23 protein-coding genes and 2 pseudogenes are annotated in these 22,422 nt (G+C 39.6%); 13 read left to right on the top strand and 12 right to left on the bottom strand.

Annotation, left to right across the window (positions count from 1 at the left end; genetic code table 11):
* Nucleotides 1-12: 12 nt before the first annotated feature.
* Nucleotides 13-330 (bottom strand): hypothetical protein, encoded by a 318-nt coding sequence (locus ACEWB7_RS04920; RefSeq protein WP_052026300.1) that lies wholly within the window; start codon nt 328-330, stop codon nt 13-15.
* Nucleotides 331-1,113: 783 nt separating this feature from the next.
* Between ACEWB7_RS04920 and ACEWB7_RS04915 the strand changes: the two genes are divergently transcribed.
* Nucleotides 1,114-1,470, top strand: a complete 357-nt coding sequence (locus tag ACEWB7_RS04915) for a prepilin-type N-terminal cleavage/methylation domain-containing protein (RefSeq protein WP_392390329.1) — start codon at nt 1,114-1,116, stop codon at nt 1,468-1,470.
* Between the two features lie 29 nt (nt 1,471-1,499).
* Here ACEWB7_RS04915 and ACEWB7_RS04910 read toward each other — a convergent pair whose 3' ends face one another.
* The 4 genes and pseudogenes from ACEWB7_RS04910 to ACEWB7_RS04895 form a co-directional block, all read right to left on the bottom strand.
* The gene (locus ACEWB7_RS04910) at nt 1,500-1,856 is read right to left on the bottom strand and encodes a hypothetical protein (RefSeq protein WP_262737948.1); all 357 of its coding nucleotides are present in this window, start codon (nt 1,854-1,856) and stop codon (nt 1,500-1,502) included.
* Between the two features lie 3 nt (nt 1,857-1,859).
* Nucleotides 1,860-3,929 (bottom strand): annotated as a pseudogene (locus tag ACEWB7_RS04905) (hypothetical protein).
* Nucleotides 3,926-5,863, bottom strand: coding sequence for a hypothetical protein (locus ACEWB7_RS04900; protein ID WP_262737947.1), 1,938 nt, complete (start codon nt 5,861-5,863; stop codon nt 3,926-3,928). The pseudogene ACEWB7_RS04905 and the gene ACEWB7_RS04900 overlap by 4 nt, the downstream one beginning before the upstream one ends.
* Nucleotides 5,860-6,534 (bottom strand): annotated as a pseudogene (locus ACEWB7_RS04895) (site-specific integrase); the annotation flags it as partial. The gene ACEWB7_RS04900 and the pseudogene ACEWB7_RS04895, both read right to left, overlap by 4 nt.
* Nucleotides 6,535-6,730: 196 nt before the next feature.
* On the opposite strand from ACEWB7_RS04895, the gene ACEWB7_RS04890 reads away from it, so the two are divergent.
* The 3 genes from ACEWB7_RS04890 (at nt 6,731) to ACEWB7_RS04880 (ending at nt 9,644) form a co-directional block, all read left to right on the top strand.
* Nucleotides 6,731-6,916 carry a helix-turn-helix domain-containing protein gene (locus tag ACEWB7_RS04890; protein WP_262737961.1) on the top strand — a complete coding sequence of 62 codons (186 nt, stop codon included), beginning with the start codon at nt 6,731-6,733 and terminating at the stop codon, nt 6,914-6,916.
* 222 nt (nt 6,917-7,138) lie between these two features.
* Nucleotides 7,139-7,495, top strand: coding sequence for a helix-turn-helix transcriptional regulator (locus ACEWB7_RS04885; protein ID WP_166138018.1), 357 nt, complete (start codon nt 7,139-7,141; stop codon nt 7,493-7,495).
* Nucleotides 7,496-8,009: 514 nt separating this feature from the next.
* A complete protein-coding gene (locus ACEWB7_RS04880; protein WP_262737946.1) occupies nt 8,010-9,644 on the top strand; it encodes a PglL family O-oligosaccharyltransferase in 1,635 nt (544 codons plus the stop codon).
* A gap of 54 nt (nt 9,645-9,698) precedes the next feature.
* Here ACEWB7_RS04880 and bfr read toward each other — a convergent pair whose 3' ends face one another.
* From bfr to ACEWB7_RS04865, 3 genes are all read right to left on the bottom strand, one after another.
* Nucleotides 9,699-10,163 carry a bacterioferritin gene (gene bfr / locus ACEWB7_RS04875; protein ID WP_034705394.1) on the bottom strand — a complete coding sequence of 155 codons (465 nt, stop codon included), beginning with the start codon at nt 10,161-10,163 and terminating at the stop codon, nt 9,699-9,701.
* A 226-nt stretch (nt 10,164-10,389) separates the two neighbouring features.
* Nucleotides 10,390-10,584, bottom strand: a complete 195-nt coding sequence (locus ACEWB7_RS04870) for a bacterioferritin-associated ferredoxin (protein WP_004787097.1) — start codon at nt 10,582-10,584, stop codon at nt 10,390-10,392.
* Between the two features lie 219 nt (nt 10,585-10,803).
* Nucleotides 10,804-11,187, bottom strand: coding sequence for a RidA family protein (locus ACEWB7_RS04865; RefSeq protein WP_004787096.1), 384 nt, complete (start codon nt 11,185-11,187; stop codon nt 10,804-10,806).
* Between the two features lie 131 nt (nt 11,188-11,318).
* Here ACEWB7_RS04865 and ACEWB7_RS04860 point away from each other — a divergent pair, with 131 nt between their 5' ends.
* Nucleotides 11,319-12,377, top strand: a complete 1,059-nt coding sequence (locus ACEWB7_RS04860) for an RNA-guided endonuclease InsQ/TnpB family protein (protein ID WP_004787095.1) — start codon at nt 11,319-11,321, stop codon at nt 12,375-12,377.
* A 73-nt stretch (nt 12,378-12,450) separates the two neighbouring features.
* Here the strand turns inward: ACEWB7_RS04860 and ACEWB7_RS04855 are convergent, their stop codons facing one another.
* The 3 genes from ACEWB7_RS04855 to gmk form a co-directional block, all read right to left on the bottom strand.
* Nucleotides 12,451-14,556 carry a RelA/SpoT family protein gene (locus ACEWB7_RS04855; RefSeq protein WP_034705391.1) on the bottom strand — a complete coding sequence of 702 codons (2,106 nt, stop codon included), beginning with the start codon at nt 14,554-14,556 and terminating at the stop codon, nt 12,451-12,453.
* 217 nt (nt 14,557-14,773) lie between these two features.
* Nucleotides 14,774-15,055: a DNA-directed RNA polymerase subunit omega gene (gene rpoZ, locus ACEWB7_RS04850; protein ID WP_004650579.1), complete on the bottom strand. Its 282-nt coding sequence runs from the start codon at nt 15,053-15,055 to the stop codon at nt 14,774-14,776.
* A gap of 77 nt (nt 15,056-15,132) precedes the next feature.
* A complete protein-coding gene (gmk, locus tag ACEWB7_RS04845) occupies nt 15,133-15,756 on the bottom strand; it encodes a guanylate kinase (protein ID WP_004787090.1) in 624 nt (207 codons plus the stop codon).
* A gap of 135 nt (nt 15,757-15,891) precedes the next feature.
* Here gmk and ispH point away from each other — a divergent pair, with 135 nt between their 5' ends.
* From ispH to rplS, 8 genes are all read left to right on the top strand, one after another.
* Nucleotides 15,892-16,842 carry a 4-hydroxy-3-methylbut-2-enyl diphosphate reductase gene (gene ispH / locus ACEWB7_RS04840; RefSeq protein WP_034705389.1) on the top strand — a complete coding sequence of 317 codons (951 nt, stop codon included), beginning with the start codon at nt 15,892-15,894 and terminating at the stop codon, nt 16,840-16,842.
* Nucleotides 16,843-16,905: 63 nt separating this feature from the next.
* Complete coding sequence (locus tag ACEWB7_RS04835) at nt 16,906-17,670, top strand: hypothetical protein (RefSeq protein ID WP_034705386.1); 765 nt, start codon at nt 16,906-16,908, stop codon at nt 17,668-17,670.
* A complete protein-coding gene (locus tag ACEWB7_RS04830) occupies nt 17,670-18,077 on the top strand; it encodes a type IV pilin protein (RefSeq protein WP_125279636.1) in 408 nt (135 codons plus the stop codon). The genes ACEWB7_RS04835 and ACEWB7_RS04830 overlap by 1 nt, the downstream gene beginning before the upstream one ends.
* An 8-nt stretch (nt 18,078-18,085) precedes the next feature.
* On the top strand, nt 18,086-18,505 hold the full coding sequence (locus ACEWB7_RS04825; RefSeq protein WP_166138009.1) for a type IV pilin protein: 420 nt from the start codon (nt 18,086-18,088) through the stop codon (nt 18,503-18,505).
* A 138-nt stretch (nt 18,506-18,643) separates the two neighbouring features.
* Entirely contained in the window at nt 18,644-18,901 is a 258-nt protein-coding gene (rpsP, locus tag ACEWB7_RS04820) for a 30S ribosomal protein S16 (protein ID WP_004826436.1), read from the top strand.
* A 21-nt stretch (nt 18,902-18,922) separates the two neighbouring features.
* Nucleotides 18,923-19,471: a ribosome maturation factor RimM gene (gene rimM, locus ACEWB7_RS04815; RefSeq protein ID WP_004787070.1), complete on the top strand. Its 549-nt coding sequence runs from the start codon at nt 18,923-18,925 to the stop codon at nt 19,469-19,471.
* A 43-nt stretch (nt 19,472-19,514) separates the two neighbouring features.
* Complete coding sequence (gene trmD, locus ACEWB7_RS04810; RefSeq protein ID WP_034704491.1) at nt 19,515-20,264, top strand: tRNA (guanosine(37)-N1)-methyltransferase TrmD; 750 nt, start codon at nt 19,515-19,517, stop codon at nt 20,262-20,264.
* 171 nt (nt 20,265-20,435) lie between these two features.
* On the top strand, nt 20,436-20,807 hold the full coding sequence (gene rplS, locus ACEWB7_RS04805; protein WP_004787066.1) for a 50S ribosomal protein L19: 372 nt from the start codon (nt 20,436-20,438) through the stop codon (nt 20,805-20,807).
* Nucleotides 20,808-21,330: 523 nt separating this feature from the next.
* Here rplS and ACEWB7_RS04800 read toward each other — a convergent pair.
* Nucleotides 21,331-22,299 (bottom strand): lipase family alpha/beta hydrolase, encoded by a 969-nt coding sequence (locus ACEWB7_RS04800; RefSeq protein WP_034704494.1) that lies wholly within the window; start codon nt 22,297-22,299, stop codon nt 21,331-21,333.
* Between the last annotated feature and the right edge of the window lie 123 nt (nt 22,300-22,422).

The raw sequence follows: 22,422 nt of genomic DNA, 5'->3' as shown, positions 1-22,422 counted from the left end.
AAATAATTAACATTATGGAGAGACAGTTTCAGTTAGTTCACAACGTCCAGTATCTAAATTACAACTAACACCATCTTTATTACCATTCGTAATTTCAGCAGTAATAGCTGTAGCTGTAGGTGTGTTAATTTTACAAGTTGCTGAATTAGCAGGAGCATCAGGAGCAGTAGTACCTGCTGTACCATCTGGATCATTTTGCCAAATCATATATCTAGAAGTATATGCTTTAGTATCTGCTAAACATGCATTATCAACTGCTTTTCGAGTATAGTTTTGATAGGCTGGAATCGCAATTGCAGCCAAAATACCAATAATAGCGACCACAATCATCAGCTCGATTCATTCCATAAGTCACCTTATATGGACAGGCATCAAGTAATTGAATTATCTTGATTTACTTCATTATTCATTTTGTCCATATGGACATGCTTTTTGATAGACAAAATTTTGAGTTTTGTCCATATCAGAAAATGGCTTTTACTCAGTGCGATAGGATGAATTTTTATAAAAGCAGACTGGTCGTGAGATATTTTAAAATTTTGATAAGCTAAAAACCGAATAAAAAAATCCAAACTCATTTATAAGCTAACTTCTGTATTTCTTCCCTGTGCTTAAGGATTACACGTCTTGTATGATGCATTACAATACGACGAGTCGCTTCGTCATCACAAAATTGCATGGACAAAACTTTTATAGTTGGGCGAGGTATTTGTTCGGTTACTTTGAAGTCTTTTAGCCGTTTCATTCTATTACTCCCCTATATATGAAACATTCCGCATAGAAAAGCGCTTTTTCAATTTGTAATTGCTTCCTTACCCACATAAGCAATAATATAGTTGTCCACTTACTTAACTACGAATCATTTAGTTTTTACAGTGGAAAGCTACTGACGAGATGGCATCTCACAAAACCAACAAAACTGACATTTTTTGTCACTTAGTTACATAAATTTACTTATCACTTTTTTACATTTTTGAATCTACTAAACAAAGTATTGATTTCAAGCATAATAATTAGATAACATGCTTTGGCACACTTTGTGCAAACTATAAATTAGCTTACAAAGCTTATAAATAAATTAACAAAACATTTGTGGAGAATGTTATGAATACAATGCAGAAGGGCTTCACGCTCATCGAACTCATGATTGTGGTCGCTATTATTGGTATTCTTGCTGCGATTGCGATTCCTGCTTATTCAGACTATACAAAAAAATCTTCTCAAGCTGCATGTTTAGCTGAAACTAAAGGATATGCAAATAAGATTTTCTTAATTAAAAATGATGCTACAGGTGATGCTACAACTATTGACGCCGATAATTTCCCTGCGAAAGCATGTTCTGAAAATAACATTGCAGATGGAGCAGCTCCAGGTACAGTAACAGGTACTATTAAAAAGCCTGTTGATGATGATAAACCTAAAATTACTTGTACTTTAGGTGAAGTTATTTCATGTGAAGCTACAGAATAATTTCATAAAGATTACTAAAAAACGTATCTTTAAAGATGAGTTTTTTGTTTTAGTTCAAAGTTTTCCAGTAATATAGAATTAAACTTTTCCAGCAGTTTTTCATAATCTTCCCTAAGCTGCTCATAATCAGTTTTAACCGCTTTGGTCTTATTTTTAGCTTTTTCAACCTGCTGTGTAGGCGAAAGAATATTTTGCCCTACTTCCTGCGCAGCTAGCTCAATTGCTTCAACCAATGCAGCATGACGGCTCTTCTTGATCGAACCTCGTTTACGTCCAGCTTCAAGCGCTACCGTATCATTATTAATCGCTGAGCCTTTAGCTAAGACGATTGGTTTGTTGGCTTTTAGACGTTCTAAGGCAGCGTAATATTCATTGAGTGCACTCATGTTTTAAACCTCAATATTAATCGTTTGAATTTTTTGAATGGTCTTGTTTAAAGCCATAATATCGCTATCTATCTGCCCATACAGCAAACTGCCCTGTGCTTGTGTATCTCGGACTCGCTGTAGTCGTTGCACTGCTTTTTGCATCTTCTCTGCACTACCAGTATCAAAGACTGCATGGGCACAACTCAAACAACTGGTAATCGCGGTAAAAGAAATTTTTTCGCAAGAATCAGGATTGGTACAGGCACCAAAGAGGCTAGCTTTGTAGGCAATTTCACCCTTTTTCATCCGCTTAACCGTTTCATCCCGATCTGGAAAAACTTTTAATAACTGCTCACGGTCTTTTTGCAACTGTAAATAGGTTCCTGCACCGCCAAATAGCAGACTAGAACTATTGATTACACCTTCCTCAAATTGCGCATAAGAATGTACCAAACGCTGATATTCTAGTTCTTGAATAAACTCCTTTTGACTATCACTCACTAAAATATTCGGCACAAATATTGCATTATTACGATAATATAAAGTCATCGCTTCAGTTAAATGTTTATATTGAACCGACATGGCACCAAGCCCGATAATGCCTGAACGTGCGCCATAAACTGCAAGTGAACGTCTAAACTGATGGGTACAGATATTCCAGTATTCCCCAATTTGACAGTCTTTTTGACAGTCTTTTTCTTCTCGCCAATTACGAAAGCCATCAAAGGCTTCCAGTTCAGCTAAATCGCTTTCAATGATTCTCAGTCCATCACCCAGTGATACGCAAATACGGCCTAGATACTGATTAAAATTGGCTTGTGTTCGGGTCGGAGCACCTGAAAAATGGGACACAAAATCCGTTTCTTTTTTAATATTTAGATTATTTTTATTTCGATGCTTTTGCGAGTACAGCGTTGGAAAAAGTGGATATTCAGCAGGGTTCGACAAATCATAATGCGGGTTGAGCAAGGCATAAATTTCACCGATACTTTGCGCTGCATGTACCCCAATTTGAATATCTTCAAAACTAATCCAATAGGTAGACTTGTTACCGCCTCCATGTAATTTAGAGGTGTAGCCCATAATCACATGTACAAGATGCTCATTGCTTTGAACCGTTTGATAGCAGTCATAAGACAGTTGATTCACTTCATTGTCCCGCATCCCTGTAAACAGATGAATCCACAGCTTGGCCATGCCTTGAATCAACGTCATATAGCGAGTGAGATTGGCATGTTTACGAATCTGATTAGTTTCAAACAGTACCGTTAGACCAAGCAAATCTCGAGCATCCACAAAACTCACTGCATTTTTATAATCTTTAAACTCACGTGGCATACGCGCAAAAGCTTTATCTTGCTGAATACGCTGAAACCATTGCAGCAAAGCTGGTGTATTTTGTTTAAACTCGTTCAATTTATCCGCTAGAGCATTAATTAAGGCAATATAAAGCCGTGAAGGAACCACTTTGGTTTGTGGGCCTACTTTGCCTGACTGCAATCTGAGTTGAGCAGCCAACTTTGCTAAATGCTCAATTGGTTGATATGTACTAAACGCAGGAATGAGCAATGGGTACTGCTGCTGTAAGGCAAAACAATCAGTTAAAAATGCTTTGATTTAGAGTGCTTTTTGATAGCTCACACCAACATAGGCATCATTTACTTTTGACATATAAGCAATATCGCCAAATAACTGCTGTAATACACAGCCATTGCGGTATGCGATAGCAGCAAATTGGCGCAAAACAGTATGCCGCTGCTCAATACTTTTAATAATCGACTTGCCAGATTTTATATAAAGCAAAGCAAAACTGATTTTTTTCATTTCTGTCCGAATTTGGCAGAAGAGAAAGTCATCTTCACGGGAGTTCTCAAGCCAACTATCAAAATTCAAGCGACAGTGACACTTCGGTAAATACGGAGAAAGATCCCACACATTGTCTGAATAAACTGACAATATCTCACCGCTCTTCATTCGCGATAATACAAAAGTACTTGGGACAGTCAGCTGATTATTTTTTAGATTGTACTCATCAGGTAAGAACTGCTCAGCAACACCAAGAGCGTATAAATATGAATTAAATGAACTCATTCGACCCACCCCAAATCAATTAGTAATTCAAAATGATTCAGCCAATAGGCATCTAAATCACCACTTTCCACTTCATCTTGGATAGCGACAATTCGCTCACGCAGATCGACATACGCATTTGATAACTCTGTGAGTACTTCATCAATTCGATGTAAAACCACACCGAAGTGTGACTCCCATTTGATCAAATCCGTAGCTTTTTGCTTAACGTAGCCGAGCAAAATTTTCAGTGATAAAAGCTTATGAACATCTTCATCATCAGCGTGGACTGCATAGTGTTGGCAAAATAAACAGTGCTCAAATTGCTGACAGTTTGGGGTTGGAGCTTGTTCAGTAAAACCGACTGCTTTTTCAGGCTGTGGAACTACTGTAGTACATGCACCGACAGGTAAAGTTTGAACATCAACAGTCTTATCTAACGTTTGCACAGCAATACGTTCAACAGTTCGAGTTTGTGCTACTGCGACTTCTCGCAGCTCATTAAAAAACTTTGAAATTTGCTGGGCTGCATCTTTGAATGAAATACGTGCATAATTAGTTCTTGCCGTATCGAGTGAGTGACCCATTACTTCAGCTTCAAGCAGTAGATCACCATCGCTAAACTCAACAGTTTGACTGCTTTTATGCTTACGCCACTGCTGCGGAGTAATCCAAATTATTCTTGGGAAAATACGCTGAAAAAGTTTTTTCATTAATTGTAATCTGCTGTAGCTGACAGGTCGCAACTGTTGAATTTCGTTGCGTAATGGAAAAATGAAATCACATGCTTCATCTTGAATATACCATTCACGAAGTTCCAAAATTTTCCTAAACACTGGCTCAAATTTCACCCCAAATTCTGGGTATACTGTCTTACCTCCTGCACGGCTTTTTGTTCCCGAAAACCTTCGCCCTTGGGTACTTGGTAGGATTTCCATCGTATCGAGTTGTAACTGTTGAGCAGTGTCTAAATTTGCCCCAGTTTGTGCGATAAATAACAACATGCCAATGCAAAGACCATAGGAAGCGAGTCTTTCACGCTCGATGTGTCGTTTGTCTTTATTACGTTCTTCAAGGTTACGAATCGCTTGATTGCGATTCTCACGTAAACGCTTTCGATGCTCACTATCTTCTTCTAATTCAAAATCAGCCAGCATTTTAGAAAAAGCTGGAATAACCGGATATTTGACTAAATAACTCTGTATATCAAACTGGATATGCTGTTTTTCAATTTGATGATGAAAACCGGAATAAAAATAAAAGTTCTCTTCATCAGCCGATTTAAAATGCGCTGGAAAGCCTCCTTCTTGCACAACGATACGATGGATTTCAAGAAAGACATTCAACAAAGTTGCATAAGTTTTCTGATGATCTTCTTCCGCAATTGGCAAAACAGGAACATCATAACGCTGAGATTGGACTTGCATGGCTTGACTAACAATATCAATTTCATGACAATCAAATACATATGCGATTAATTTGGCTGCATTACGCTGATATTGCTTTGCTGTATGTGCAGCCAAACTTTCCTCTTCAGTATCAGCAATCAAAGTGCGATCAATTAAATATTTACTGTAACGACGATACGCATCGATCACACTGTCCTTATTGGATAAATCAAAATTCTTCTTTTGCTGATCAATCCAGTCCAAAAATACTTTGATGATGGAATAGAACAACCCTTTTGATAGGTCCGATCCATCCATTTGCAGTAGATAATCTGTAAAACATTTTAAAAAATAGCGTCTTTTTTCATCAAAAGAAGCAACAAGCTCATTGTCTGATATATCGGAAGAACATACTCTTTTAGCAAAAAAGAATATACCAATATCTAAAGTTCTAAAAGAAAATGAAGCTGTTTTATCTTTGAGCACGAGTATTAGATGCTCATGCTCAGTAACCTGCTTATGAATATCAGTGATATTTACAAACGATGGAGTACGAATAAAATTCATGACAAATCTCCTGCTAAATCCACAGAAGACATCACGTATTTCATTAAGCTTGATTCATACTCATGCTGAATTTTATTGCGCCACTGTAAACGAGATTTGTAATTCAAATATTGTAAAGTGGTGCTGATGTTGCGATGCCCCATGCGAGTTTGCACATACTCAACAGCGGTCATAGCAGAATGCCCATCTGGCAAATGCTGTAACTGACTTTCAAGCAAATTCATACCAAAACTGGCACGTAAGTCGTGGAATTTGAAACTTTGAAATTGTGGATCAATCAAGCGAATTTCGGGTAATAGCACGACTTTTAAATAGCAGCGTACCGCTTCACCTTCATAGAGTTTAAGTCTAGTCCCAAATGAGTCAGAAGCTTTGATCTGCTCGGTCAATTCCTGTTGCTCAGCTTTGCTGGTGTAGAAAGGTGTACCAAACTTAGTGAGAAATACATAATTTTCATCCGAGTCGCCATAGTTTGACTTCTGTCTACGCTGAAGCGCTTGCTCACTATTGATATAAACTTTCAGGTCTTGTGCTAACCAATTCGGGATTAGCAGCGTCATTGGTTTTTGAAATTTGGTATCAATGCCTGTACCCGCCCCAACTGGCAGGCGGATAAAACCCTGGCTATCAGGCTCACGACCAATTAAGTTTTTGATTCGTAAAGTACAAATTCCCATTCATGAATTTCATATTCGCTTAAAACTTTGGCAAATTGGTTAGCAAGCGGAAGATAGAACGTAAACATATTTAAAGTTTCACTGTTTTACAAAAAGAGGATTATAGTCCGTGGATGTATAGTCCTCAATTGTTGATATTTCTGTTTTTTGAGCAGTTAATCGTGAATGACAGAACTATCTAACTAAGGAAATTGGAAAATTATTACGTGCTACTAGATTAGAACAAGGAATTACACAAGAATTCTTAGCACTCCAGTGTGGGATTGATCGAAGTTATTTAGGTCGAATTGAACGAGGTGAAGTTAACTTAACAGTGGAAAAACTTTATGAAATTGCATCAGCATTAAATGTTAATGTAAAGGATTTATTACCTTAAAATATTGAAATTTATATTTTATTGTAATAAATTTTAAAATCTACAAAGCAATCTAATGTTTTAAAGGTGATTGTATTTATGTTTTATAATGATTAAATATTTGACCACCATAACTAAAAAAAGCACTTAATGATCATTTTTTTGATCATTATAAGCACAAATAAAAACAGGGTAAAATGAATTCAACTGGAAATTCTTAAGCCATATTGAAGCAATAGCACTATGAAATTTAATGCATATACAACGCCCAGTGCTATGGGTCGCGAATTAGGCGAACGTTTAAAACGGGCACGATTGAATTTAGACCTAACTCAAGAAGAAGTTGCGCAGTCAGCAGGTATTAGCCGCTACACAGTCAAAATCTGGGAACAGGGAGATGGAAAGGTACAGGATTTAATGGCACTGCTCATTGCGTTGGACTGTACTGAGCAATTGGACAATTTATTAGTCCCTCAAATAATTTCACCAATTCAATTATTTAAACTTAGAGGAAAAATTCGTAGAAGAGCCTCTGGTACAAATCATGATGCAATAACAAGCCAAAGAAATAAAATAACTAAAGAAGATCTAGATTGGTAATAAAAATGACAGCATTAATTTAATTCTACACTGTTCCTATTCAGTGATGAGATCATTGATTTTTTTCATTACGCTCAATTAATTGAGCTTACATGCCTAAAAAATGGAAGAAGTCCATATTAACTAACTTATGGATTCTTGATTTTATATGGACACTTATGGAGTATCGATCAATGTAAAGCCTTTTTGAGCGTTCATAACATTCTCCACAAATGTTTTGTTAATTTAGTTATAAGCTTTGTAAGCTAGTTTATAGTTTGCACAAAGTGTGCCAATACATGTTACTAAATTATTTCTTATGAAATCAATATATTGTTTAACGAATTAAAATTGTTAAAAACTCACAAGGTAAATTTATGTAATTAAGTGACAAAAAGTGTCATTTTTTTCTATTTGATGTTTATATTTGTGGTCGAAATTAAGTGAGTTCGAATTTTTCAGATATTCTGATCAAATTACAAAATTATCTGTTTTTTGTTTATCATGTGCCAGACTTCTACCGCCTGATATTTCCATGAAATTCACGCTTGCACTGATCGCAGCAATCCTCATCTCCCTTGCATGGCTCATGCCTGTACATTACCGCCCCTGGGTCACCTATACTGGTGAGCTATATGCCTTTTTTTCGCTATTTGGATTAGCTGCAATTTGCTTAAAAGATAAATTAAAAATACCCGCCATAACCTTACCTTTGTTGCTACTCGCCTGTGTCCCGCTTATACATTTGCTAGCAGGACAGGTCTTTTTCTTTAGCACCGCTATGATGGGTTTTATTTTTGTCTTTAGCTTTTGGCTCGCAAGTGTGTTGGGTTATCACCTTTCAACCGGAAACTATAACCGGGAAGAAACTTTTACCAATCTTAGCTATGTGTTTTTAGCTTCAGGAACGATTACAGGCTTAATTGCTGTATGTCAGTGGATGAATCTGGATTCAATATTACCAGGTGTGGTTAATATCAGTGGTACTCAACGTCCCTATGCCAACTTTGCCCAGCCGAATAATATGGCGACTTTTTTAGTTATGACATTGATGAGTTGCCTTTATCTGTATGAAAAGAAAAAAATCCAGACCAAGTGGCTATTTTCATGTGCGGCAATCATTGTCGTTGGCGTGGCTTTAAGCCAGTCACGTACAGCATGGGTTGCTGCGATCGCGATCATATTGTATCTAGCATTCTATCAATATAAAGGGATTATTCGCCTGAAATGGTATTACAGCACAGCATGGTTCATCTTTTTTATTTCCTGTATTGTCGCTTTTCCATTGCTAAGTCAATTGGCGACTCAGGTCATGGATGCCCAGGTGGTACAAAGTCGTGATGTGGTATCACGTGCAACCGGTGACATGTCACGACTCGCCATCTGGCAGCAAATGTTAGCTGCAATTCAGGCACAGCCATGGTTTGGATATGGCTGGTATCAGACCAGTGTTGCCTTTGTCTCGATCAGTGATACAGTGCAGGGTCCGGTCTGGATTCGCAGTGCACATAACTTAATTATTGATTTCTTGCTGTGGAATGGGCTGGTTATTGGTCTGCCTTTCTTAGCCTATTTCGGCTATTTGGGTTATCAAATGCAGCGATGGGTTAAGACCCCTGAGTCGGTCATTGGTATTTTAATGATTGGGACTTTTCTTACGCATGCCATGTTTGAGTTTCCACAGCATTATGCCTATTTCCTGTTGCCAGTAGGTTTTATTTTAGGTACTGTTCTAGCCCAAAATCCGAATATCAAAACCGTGACCTTACCCGCTATAGCAATGAAAATCATTTTTGGGTTTGGACTACTGTTATTGATCGTGATCTATCGGGATTATGATGTCGCTGTGCCAAAACTTGGTCAAAGTATTCGTTATGAGCAACAACCTGAGAAAATCACCAATCAACAGCCAATCTATTTATTAACAGAGTTTAATCATCGTATTGACTGGATTCGTCTTAATCCGTATAGCAAAGTATCCTCTGAACAGATTCAAGAGGGTGAGCAGATGGTATTAAGCTATCCAACTAAATATAATCTGATTAAATACGCCAAACTGCTAGCTTTTAATGGGTATAAAGATGAAGCCAGGCATCAGCTGCAACGTCTGAAGGTCATTCAAAAAACCGAACTCAGTTATGAGGAATTGATTCAGGATATGCCAAGATAAATTTCATATAAAAAAGCCAGCAATTGCTGGCTTTTTTATTGATTTATTCTAAGTTTAGAGCTGGCTTTGAATATAGTTTTCGATACCAATACTTTCAATCAGATCAAGCTGAGTTGTGGTCCAGTCCAGATATTCCTCTTCCTTTTCCAGAATTTCTCGCACCAAGTCACGAGTCACATAATCCATCTGTGTTTCTGCCAAAGCCACAGCCTGCTGAATGACTTCAATATTTTCTTTTACTTTACGTACATCACAATGCAGTACTTCTTGAGTATGCTGGCCAATATACAATTTGCCAAGATGTTGTAGGTTTGGTAAGCCTTCTAGAAATAAAATACGTTCAATAATTTTATCGGCATGCTTCATCTGGCGGATGGACTCTTTATATTCTGCCGAACCCAGTTTTTCAATGCCCCAGTCATTAAACATGCGTGAATGCAGGAAATACTGGTTAATTGCAGTTAGGTGGTGATACAACACCTGGTTCAGCTGATTAATTACATCACGATTGCCTTTCATCGTATCACTCCATATAGCCTGTTGACCCATTTATCGCTATGGGTTTTTGATTAACTTATCTTAAATCAATCGAGCGAGCAATGGCGAGTAATTTATTGAACTGCAAATGAAAATCGCAATCAAAAAGCTTCAGGTGAAATATAAAGCAATAAAAACCCGCCAGAGTCGGAGGCGGGGGAGGAGTAATGATACGAGACCATTGATTTTATAATTATCGTTATCCGCTTTAGGCAGCAACCGCTAGCCGTGCAGCAATCTGGGAAATTTCATCACTGATGATCATACGGGCTTCAGGAGCACAACGACCACAACACGTCCCTAGATCAAGCATTTCGCGTACATCACGGTAACTTTCGGCGCCATTTGCAATAGCATCTTTAATGTCTTGATCTGTAATGCCACGGCATAGACAAACGTACATAGGATACAACCACAGTGAATAAATAAGATAATAGATATTATTGATAATTGTTATCGTTTGTCAATAAAAATCATTTGAAAATGCTTTTTATAATGATTGATGATTTAGATAAAAAAATATCACTCAAGCAAAAATCCGATTATTGCTCGGGTTTTTGCTTGAGTGATTCATGATTGCAAACGAAATATAGAAGCTTAGGTGTTACATAAATTTTAAAAATTATTGCTGAATGATGACTACGCCATCCATCTCGACCAGAGCATCTTTCGGTAGGCTGGCAACACCGAGTGCTGCACGTGCTGGATAAGGCTGGGCAAAATATTCACCCATAATCTGATTCACCAGCTGGAAGTGCGATAAATCAGTCAGATAAATATTCAGTTTGGCGATGTCTGCCAGAGAGCCACCGGCCGCTTCGCAGACGGCTTTTAAATTATCGAATACACGGCGAATCTGTGCTTCAATGCCTTCAACCAGTTCCATGCTGTATGGATCTAAACCTATTTGACCAGATAGATACAGGGTATCGCCCACAAGAATGGCTTGCGAATAGGTGCCAATGGCAGCAGGGGCATTTTCAGTATGGATTACTTGGCGGAACATTAATTTCTCCTTTTATCAAATGGAGCGTAAAACTCTGTCCTTCAGGGCAGAGATATAAGCGATACGACATAAAATGTCATTGAATTTTTTAAAATCAACACCTTTAATTTAACATGATCTAAAATAAGCTCATGAAAACACTTAAATTACGCATAAAAGACAAACATTGCAAGGTGCTAGACCAATTAGCATCTGAGGTGAACTTTGTTTGGAATTATGTGAATGATTTGAGTTTCAAACACCTGAAAAGAACAGGTGACTTTTTCTCAGCATTTGATATGACTCAATACACAAAAGGAACTTCAAAATTGTGTGGTTTGCATAGTCAAACAGTGCAAGGGATAACAGAAGAATATGTTGATAAAAGAAGACAACACAAGAAAGCAAAGCTGAAATGGCGTGTGAGTAACAAGAAGTCAGCAAGACGTTCGCTTGGTTGGATACCATTTAAAAAAGTAGCGATTAAATATGCTGATGGATATGTGCAATACGGCAAGCAGAAATTTAAGCTATGGGATAGCTACGGCATAAGTAAATACAGCGTGAGAACAGGCTCATTCGTTGAGGATAGTCGTGGGCGCTGGTATGTGTGTCTTGTTGTGGACTCACCTAAACAAGACAAACCAACGGCAACTAAAGCGATTGGTATTGATCTTGGTCTAAAAGACGTTGCCACCTGCTCAGATGGTACTGTAATTTCAAATCCTAAGTTTTACCGTAATTACGAGCAGAAATTAGGGATTGCTCAAAGAGCAAGAAATAAAAAACGTGTACGTGCATTACACGCTAAAATTGCCAATTGTCGTAAAGACCATTTGCATAAAGCAAGCACTCTGCTTGTGAAAGAAAATGCACTGATTGTTGTAGGTGACTTAAGTGCGAGCAAACTTGTAAAAACCAAGATGGCGAAATCTGTTTTGGACACAGGATTTTCAGCACTGAAAACAATGCTCAAGTATAAATGCGAGAACGCAGGGGTATTGTTTGAGGAAGTCAGTGAGAAATTCACAACCCAAATCTGTTCGTGCTGCGGTGAAATCACCTCTAGCAGTCCCAAAGGTAGAACAGATTTGCGAATAAGAGTATGGGAATGTGAGTGTGGAAGTATAAATCATCGTGATTTAAATTCCGCTAAGAACATACTTGCGCTTGGGCATGAGCGTCTAGCGGTAGGAATCCGCTTGCTTTAGCTGGAGGATGTCAACATCAACATACATCATATTAGATCAATTCAACTGACAAAAGCATTATCGTTTTAAATGATTAACTGGCTTTAGAGGTTTCAGCAATATTGAGCGGTTGTTCTAAGCGGGTAATACGTGGAAAACCAAAATGCATGCGTAAATCACGAATAATCTTGGCAATCTGTTTACGGTTATGCACCACAATATTTACATAAGTTTTGCCATCATAATTACGCACCATCTCTACACCTGTATGGCCTTTACGACATTGATAAATCAGATCGGAAATCTGTTCATCGTCCATGGCCTGATCAATACAGAGATAGGCAGTAAAGCTGACATCATCCAGATCTTCAGTCGTCCATTGTAGAGGCATAATATTTTCAGGATGCATATGTTGTTCCTGCAATAAATTATGGCAACGGGCACGATGTACAATTAGGCCACGACGAGTCAGATGACCTTGAATTGGATCACCAAGTACCGGGTTGCAGCAATGTGCGTATTTAACATCTACACCTTCTGTACCCTGAATAAGACGACCTGAACTATTCGCATTTTGATGCTGGTCATGTGCAAATAAATGGTTAGCAACCAGTTGTGGTAATAAGTCACCTACAGCAATCTGTTCAAATAGTTGCTCTTTAGTGGGAACATGACGCCATTCCAGTACATTTTTCCAGTCAGCTTCGGTCAGATCGAGAATAGAACACTGGAAAAGTTTTAAGGCACGGTTGAGGGCCTGTTGACCCACAAGGCGCTGTTCATCAATGTCTTGATCGCGCAGGATATTCTGAATCGCGCGACGGGCTTTTTGGGTGTTAATAAAACTGAGCCAGTCCGGGTTTGGGGTTGCAAGAACATCAGTGATAACTTCAACGACCTGACCACTCAATAATGGCGTAGAAAGCGGTTTGGTTTCACCATTAATTTTAGCGCCAATAGCGTGGTTACCCAAGAACAGGCTGGCAGCATAGGCAAAATCAACTGCAGTCGCACCTTGCGGTAATTCATGCAGATGACCGTGAGGGGTATAAACCCAAATTTTTTCCTGATGCAAATAATCCAGTAATTCGCTGAACGTAGTTTTGGCGCATTCACCATCAACCAATACGTTCAGATTTTGCATGGATGCTTGAATGGCAGAGCGACAGGCTTGAGGGGCATTTTCACCAAGTACGACGCCAAAGCGTGCAGCTTTACGCATCAGTTCAGTTTGAATAGTTAGCGATAAAGTAGTCTTTTCGCCTTTTAAGCGCATGGTTAAAGACTGGTTGCCGCCTGGAAGGGGACGGCGAATATTGTCCTGATAATTTTGAACCGTAAAACTTTCAGTCAGGATATCGGCAAGGCGGTCACAATCGGCAATACTCTGTAAGATAATTTCAAATGCGTGGCTATGTGTAAGTTCCTGCAGATCAATATCATTTTTTACAAAATGGCGTAATAGCTCGATATTATTGTTTTTCTTTTTAACCCGGCCTTCAATGGCATATTGCTGTAGTAATTCGTTAAGTTTCTGTTCCCACTTGGCCTGATATTCACAGCGTTTAGGCTTGGTTTCTAAAAGGGCAGCCTGGACATCATTATACATATCCAGATCCAGATTCTGATAACAGAGATGTTCTAGATTATCTGCCATTTCGTTCATGCCGACCAAGCGTGCCATTGGAACGAAAATTTCAAAGGTTTCACGGGCAATACGAGCACGTTTATCCGGGCGTAATGCTTCCAACGTAGTCATGTTGTGATAGCGATCTGCCAGTTTCACAATAATGACACGTGGATCCTGTAAAGTCGCTTGCAGAATTTTACGGAAAGAGGCTGCTTTATTATATTCTTTATCACTGGAATGGCTGAGCTTGGTGACACCATCAACCAGCTCTGCAACCGTGCTGCCAAATTTTTCAGTAATGTCATTTTTATTGAAGTCGGTATCTTCAATGACATCATGCAGCAGCGCTGCCATTAAGGTTTCAGTATCCAGACGCATATGGGCCAGAATACAGCTCACCGCGATAGGGTGCAGAATATAAGGTTCACCACTTTTACGGGTAATGCCATCATGGGCAATATCGGCATAATCACAGGCCGCAAGCACACGTTCGACATCGCTTTCACTTAAGTACGCGTCGATGATGATTTTTAACTGTTGCTTAGCTTCACTGACCTGTGGGCCTGGCATAAAACACCTTTAAAACTGGATTTTTTAACAAATAAAACAGAAAAAGCTCGTATGAAATGTATAACATAAAGTGGGTCAGTTTTTTCATATCAACAAGTGAAAAATTTATACTGACTTTAGAGCTAACCCTTATGTTATAACCGTTCTGCGCAAAATATAAAAGTCACAGGACAAAAAAAGCCTAGTTTAAAACTAGGCTTTTCGGAATGGTTTATTCTTATTGGAAAGAAAAACCATCTAAATTTAGATTATTTGCAGAAAGAGCAAGGTCTAAACTTGAAGTTTGATAATCTTGATCACGTTGTTTCAAAATATCTTTTGATACATGACCTGCAGCGATTTCACGTAAAGCAACTACAGTCGGTTTGTCATTGTCCCATTCCACAGTTGGTTCAATGCCTTGACGTGCCAATTGACGCGCGCGTTTGCTTGCCACTAGTACAAGCTCAAAGCGGTTGTCTACATGGTCTAAACAATCTTCAACGGTTACGCGTGCCATAAGAATTCTCGTTTTGAATAGTAAATTTCAACAGACTGCACAGTATAAAATGCTTTGTCTGGAGACTCAAGTTTTAATCACTGTTCGCTTGGAGTAATTAGAGCCTGGATCAGTTTTTCATGGCGGGTCGCTTGCTGGGAAAGGACCAGTCGATTAGCAATAATCACAGATTCAAGATCATGCAATGCCTTATTAAAGTCATCATTGATAATGACATAATCAAAGTTGACGTACTGCTGCATGTCTTCGACTGCACAGCTAAGACGGTGTTCAATCACTTCAACAGAGTCTGTACCACGGTTGGAAAGACGCTGACGCAAATCGAACTGACTTGGCGGAAGAATGAAAATCTGTTTAGATTCAGGAAAAAGTCGACGAACTTGTTGTGCACCTTGCCAGTCAATTTCAAGTAGTACATCATGACCTTTAGCAAGTTGTTCTTTTACAGTCGCTTGTGCTGTGCCGTAATAATTACCAAAGACTTCGGCATATTCAATAAAACCACCTTCCTCGACCAGGTTTAAAAAGTCTTCTTTAGTCGAGAAATGATAATGTACGCCATCGAGTTCGCCAGGTCGTTGACCGCGTGTCGTATGAGAAACAGAAACATGAAGATTGTTGACGCGTTCAAGTAATGCTTTAACGAGGGATGTTTTGCCCGTTCCAGACGCTGCAGAAACGACAAACAAGAGACCCGACATGATATTTTTCCTGATATGATAAAATATCTTCTCTATTTTAGAGTAGACCGGCTTTAAACTAAATAGTTGTACGTCGATTGTTTTACATTTATTTGAATTGTAGCGCCATAAATTGAGTGAGTATTGAGGATTTCTATGGAAATTGTTTTAGCTAACCCGCGTGGTTTCTGTGCCGGTGTGGATCGTGCCATTGCGATCGTGAACCGTGCCCTAGAATGCTTTAATCCACCCATTTATGTGCGTCATGAAGTGGTCCACAATAAATTTGTGGTTGATGACTTACGTCAGCGTGGTGCAATCTTTGTCGATGAGCTAGATGAAGTTCCGGATGACAATATCGTGATTTTTAGTGCACATGGCGTGTCTAAAGCTGTACAGCAGGAAGCCGAACGCCGTGGTTTAAAAGTTTTTGATGCGACCTGTCCATTGGTCACTAAAGTACATATTGAAGTGACTAAATATGCCCGTGAGGGAGTGGAGGCGATTCTGATTGGTCATGAGGGGCACCCAGAAGTTGAAGGCACCATGGGGCAATATGATAAAAATAATGGTGGTGACATTTATCTGGTCGAAGATGAAGAGGATGTTGCAGCTTTAACTGTGCGTAATCCTGAAAAAGTCGCTTTTGTAACCCAAACGACTTTGTCGATTGACGATACAGCGAAAGTCATTGATGCGCTTCGCAAAAAATTTCCGAATATTCAAGGTCCACGCAAAGATGATATTTGCTATGCGACACAAAACCGTCAGGATGCAGTACGTGATTTAGCTGCACGTTGTGATGTCGTGCTGGTTGTAGGATCACCGAATTCATCGAATTCAAATCGCTTGCGCGAACTCGCGGAACGTATGGGTAAAGCGGCCTATCTGGTCGATAATGCAGATGAGCTCAAGCAGGAATGGTTTACCAATATTTCTAAAATTGGGGTAACTGCAGGTGCTTCCGCCCCGGAAATTTTAATTAAGCAGGTGATTCAGCGTTTACAGGATTGGGGCGCACAGGCACCACATGAGCTGGATGGGCGAGAAGAGAATATTACTTTCAGCTTACCGAAAGAGTTACGTATTCCTGTAACACAGGCTTAAATTGTTAACTATTTAACAATTTATTTTTTATTAAAAATTAAACAGATAGCTATAATATGAAAGTTGGGTTCAAGTGCCGCGAGTAGTAACCTAGTATATCAAGCAAACAAAATAGCAGACCTAAATACCACTGGTAAATCTCCAAGACGTTTCTATGAGGCTCCTACCTTTACCATTCATAAAGATGATAACGGTAAACGCTTTGCAATGGTGACCTTGGCTTCAGGTGATCGTAGTAGTCCATTAGACACGGGCACGTCTTATCCTCAAGATTATGTTGTTGCAATTAAAGATGATACTGTGACGTCTAGTCCAATAGGTACTCCTACATTAATTACCCTAGATTCGATGCACGATATAAGTGGTACTGGTAGCTTTAATAAAGGTACTCATAAAGGCTGGTTTTTTCCAATGCCTAAAGTAGGTAAAGATGCGAAGCATCAAGTAAGAGCAATGGAAGAAGGTATAGCATTAGACAATGATTTGTACTATTCACTTTTTAATCCTGATGAAAGTACTGCTAAAGATGGGGATGCAACAGAATGTACTGGCGGGATTGTAGGTAGTAGTTCAGCTTACAAATTTTGCCTGCCTTATGGTGATAAAACTTGTTTTGGAACGACTACATCCACCAACCCTGAGAAAATTGGAGATTTAGGTTCAGGTATTATAGGTTTAACATTTGGTACTGGTCGCTCAACAGCTACTAATAGAACCTTAATTTTTAATAAGGATATTGATCCTAAGCCACCAGAATATACGGTGTCTGACAAATTGATACCTAAACGATGGTTTGAATATTTACCATTTAATTCTGGTGGTGACTAATGATGAAAAGTATTAAAGGATTCACTTTAATAGAGCTCATGATCGTTGTTGTCATCTTGGCAATTGTGGCAGCTATAGCGCTGCCCAGCTATCAAGCTTATGTGCGTAAAGGTAATGAAAAGCTTGCATTACAACAAATTGCTGATCTGAGTCTTGAGCTTGAGAAAGAGAAGTCACGTAACTTTAGTTATGAAGGTATGAATGGAAAAAGTGTGACAGCAAATGCAGGAACAAAACATGTTTATACAACTACTGTCACTTCAGAGTTAAGAAAATGGTCAATAAAGTCTTGTATTAATCAGGCCTTAGATGATTCAAGTTTATATAAAAATTATGCATCGAATAGTCAGGGGGCAACATGTGAATGGTCTGATACTTCTTGTACAGTACCAGTTAATTGCCAATGAGGAGTCAAATGAAATCATATAAACAAGGTTTTACGCTCATTGAATTAATGATTGTTGTGATCATAATTGGTATTTTGGCTGCAATTGCTTATCCAAGCTATACGGGTTACCAAGAAAGAACCAAACGCGTTGAAGCTCAAAGTGTGATGTTAGATATTGCGCAACAGTTATCAGCATACAAAGTTGCACACGGAAGTTATAAAGATGCATCGACAGCAGCATTTATTACAACGAATGTACCCGATGACGTAAAGAATAATTATGCTCTAGGTTTAGTGCTTGCCAATAATGATCAGACATGGACACTCACAGCAACTCCGGTGCCTACTGGAAAATTACAAGGTACTGGTGCAATAACGTTAGATAGCACAGGCAAACAGTGCTGGGAGAAAACTTCCGGTGCATGTGAGCCATGGGACGGTAAATAAACCCAAAATTGTAGCCAACCAATTTTTGATCTTTCATTCAGAGCAAACTTCGCGTAAAATATTGCCCTCTATGAAAGGGGTTTGAAGTGTTCCGGTGGTCGGTACATGAATAATCCGTAAAAACTATAAGGTTCTATCATGGTTGTTATTCGTCTTGCACGCGGTGGTGCTAAAAAACGTCCGTTCTATCAAATCATTGTGACTGATAGCCGTAATGCACGTGACGGTCGTTTCATCGAACGTATCGGTTTCTTCAACCCTACAGCTCAAGGTAAAGCAGAAAAACTTCGTTTAGATGCTGACCGTTTTGCTCACTGGGTTTCTCAAGGTGCTCAACCTTCTGAACGTGTTGCTTCTCTAGCTGCTCAAGCTAAGAAAGCTGCAGCTGCTGCTTAATTTTAAGGTAGCAGGTAGCCCATGACACCAACACAGAATGTTCCCGAAGATCGTATTCAGATTGGACAGTTACGTTCAGCATATGGATTAAATGGGTGGCTCTGGGTTTATTCCAATACAGAACCTATGAGCAACATATTTGACTACCTTCCTTGGTACATTGAGACCAAAGCAGGATGGCAAATTGTCGATGTAAAACGTTGGAAACCGCATGGCAAGGGCTTGGTTGTTTCGTTGAAGGGTGTGAGTGATCGCACCGCAGCGGACGGTCTGGTTGGTGCTAATGTCTGGATCTCTAAATCGCAACTGCCTCAACCAGGCGTGGATGAGTATTACTGGTCTGATTTGAAAGGTCTAACTGTGTTAGGTCTGGATGAAGAAGAACAGGAAGTGAATCTCGGTCAAATCCATGAAATGTTTGAAACAGGTGCCAATGACGTGATGGTAGTTCGCGCTACTGCTGATAGCGTTGATGGCGAAGAGCGAATGATTCCATGGCATAAAGATGTGGTACAGCGGGTTGATCTCGAAGCTGGTCGTATCTACGTAAATTGGGGCGTAGATTATTAATCCTTAAAAAGGGTTAACACAGCAGGAAAATGAGGAGTCTGCGGTGTTCTTTGCAGTCATTACGCTTTTTCCTGAAATGTTTGAAGCGATTACAGCCTACGGTATTAGCGGGCGCGCAGCAAAACGTGATTTGATGCAAATTCATTGTATTAATCCACGAGAATTTGCTGAAGGGAACTATAAACGGGTGGATGAACGTCCATTTGGTGGTGGTCCCGGTATGGTGATGATGGCTGAGCCATTAGCGAAAGCAATTCATCGTGCCAAAGAGCTTGCAGCGCAAGCGGGTGCAGTTAACGTTCCTGTGGTGTATATGTCACCACAAGGAAAAACCTTAAATGAACCTGCGGTACAGGACTTCGTAAACTATGACGGATTGATTGTACTTTGTGGTCGTTACGAAGGTGTCGATGAACGTTTGATCCAGAAATATGTTGATCAGGAATGGTCGATTGGAGATTACGTATTATCGGGTGGCGAGCTCCCTGCGATGGTTTTATTGGACAGTATTATCCGGAGACTTCCGGGTGCAATGTCAGATGAACAATCACACGTGCAAGACTCATTTGTGGATGGCCTTCTAGACTGCCCACAATATACCAAGCCAGACCATTTTGAAGGGATGGATGTGCCAGATATTTTGAAATCGGGACATCATGCCAATATTGAGAAATGGCGGTTTTTGCAGCGATATCAGCGTACTTTGGAACGCCGACCTGAGTTGGTGGAAAAAGTTGAACTGACCAAGCAGCAAAAGAAATGGCTAAAAGATTTAAAAAGTGGCAACAACTAAACCTGTTGTCCAAATCTGTATTTAAGCAATGTTGTTTAAATACTTAAAATAGGCTCTTTATGCATTGAAGCGGTCAAGCATAAAGGGAAAGTCAATCGGGTGTATGCGATTCAGCCTCTATACCCAGCGATAATCAGACCTCTTCTGACTCGCACATATTGGAGATACCCCATGAGCGGTAAGCATCCTTTAGTACAAGCTGTTGAAAATGCTCAGCTTAAACAAGACATCCCAGCTTTTGCACCAGGTGACACAGTAGTTGTCCAAGTAAAAGTAAAAGAAGGCGACCGTGAACGTCTACAAGCGTTCGAAGGCGTTGTCATTGCTAAGAAAAACCGTGGTCTGAACTCTGCGTTCACAGTACGTAAAATTTCTAGCGGTGTTGGCGTTGAGCGTGTATTCCAAACTCACTCTCCAATCGTTGCTAAAATCGAAGTGAAACGTCGTGGTGACGTTCGTCGTGCTAAACTTTACTACCTACGTGAATTGTCTGGTAAAGCTGCACGTATTCGTGAAAAATTGCCAGCTCGTAAACAAGGTTAATTTTAGCCTTGCTTTTAAGCAAAAAAATGCGCCTTTGGGCGCATTTTTTATGCCTGATTTTTATTTGGATTTATTCGAAATGTTCCTGCAAAGGCAAGATCATGGCATCCAAAATATCCAAGAAAATTTTATGAATAAACATCAGGAATAATACAAAATATCCCCAAGACTGGAATCCTGCATTAAAAAGTTGAATGCAAATAAAACATTGTGTGATAGCCAGTAAAATACTGATCCATACATTTGCGATAATATGTCGATGACAAGAGGGACAATAATAAGGCTCATATTTTTTAAATTGAAAAGGATTAATCACTTTTCGTTTGCAACAGGGGCAGGTTCTTTTAAATCTGTTTTTGATTTCTATAGAAGGTATCTGCATTTATTTTATTTCACAGTTCTTTTTATATTTGATGAATATTTTATATGCAGTTTAATCATGATTAACAAGTAAATTTTAAGAAAAAATTTAGCGAAAAATAAGATGGAAAAAGCCTCTGGATGAGTAGAGGCTTGTGTAGCTCTATAAACCTTGCAGTTTTAAGCGGTTGGCATGCTGGCGATAAACATCGACTGGGTCTGGAGCAAAGACATTTTTTAACCCGAGTAACTGGTTCACTTCGTCCAGGTGGTTCCAGTTGTAGTTATCCCGAATGGTTTTACCGAATTTGGCACTACAGCGGGAGACCAGACCATCATTTTCCTTGCCGCCATCAATGAGCAGGGCTGTAACTTTGAGTGCTGAATCAGGATCGAGCGGGTTGGTAACTTGGCCTACACCTGTGAATGAATAGTTGTAGATACCTTTTTGTTGATATGCACCTTCACCACAGGTGGTAGTCGGCATACCAATGGGATATCTCTGATTAAAGTTCGCAGAGCCCAATGCCGTTAAACTGCTGCCACCCGCAAGTGAATCATGCGGATAAGAGTTTGGGTCCAGGCCTTGAGCCCAGGTAATGGCTTTAGAAACCAGATTTATTGTGCCGACCAGTGGCGCTTCAATAGCAGTCCCTTCAGCTTTTAGAATCAGGTCTGCAACCGGTGAACCTTTGTGCGGTGCACCTACTGTGGTTAATGAAGCCACCAGTTTAGGTTCTGAACCGGCCACATAACGAATTGTTGGGCCACCATGTGAGTGTCCGATCAGATTAACTTTATCTGCTCCGGTAATTGCGGCAATTTCCTTGACCTGCTCCAAAAGTTGTTCACCGCGAATTTCAGATGAGTTAAAAGGGGAGACTCGCGTTGCCCAAACATTCGCACCATTACGGGCCAGATCAGGTAAAATCTGATACCAATAGTCCAGTCCAAACTGGTCAGTGCCAACCCGAATGAAACCCGCCATGCCGTGTGAAAATACAATCGGATATTTGGTTTTGGCATATTGTGAACTGGCTTTCGCCGTCACCTGACTGGCCTGGGTAGAGGCATGAGCCGTAAAGCAGGCCGCTGCCATGAGCAGACCTGTCGTTAATACTCCATATTTCATCATTATTTCCTCATTCTTGTTGTTGTGTTAAGGCGATCCTCGCCATAATGTGGGGAATAGCCAGCTGAAAAGCTGACCCATTAAGCGTTTTGAGTGTTTTATTTCCCTATTTTTTTAAGTGAA

The organism is Acinetobacter sp. NIOH-H-8, from assembly GCF_046635365.1.
GTDB lineage: Bacteria > Pseudomonadota > Gammaproteobacteria > Pseudomonadales > Moraxellaceae > Acinetobacter.
Note: the sequence above shows the minus strand (reverse complement) of the source record. Positions and strands in the feature narration are given on the sequence as shown.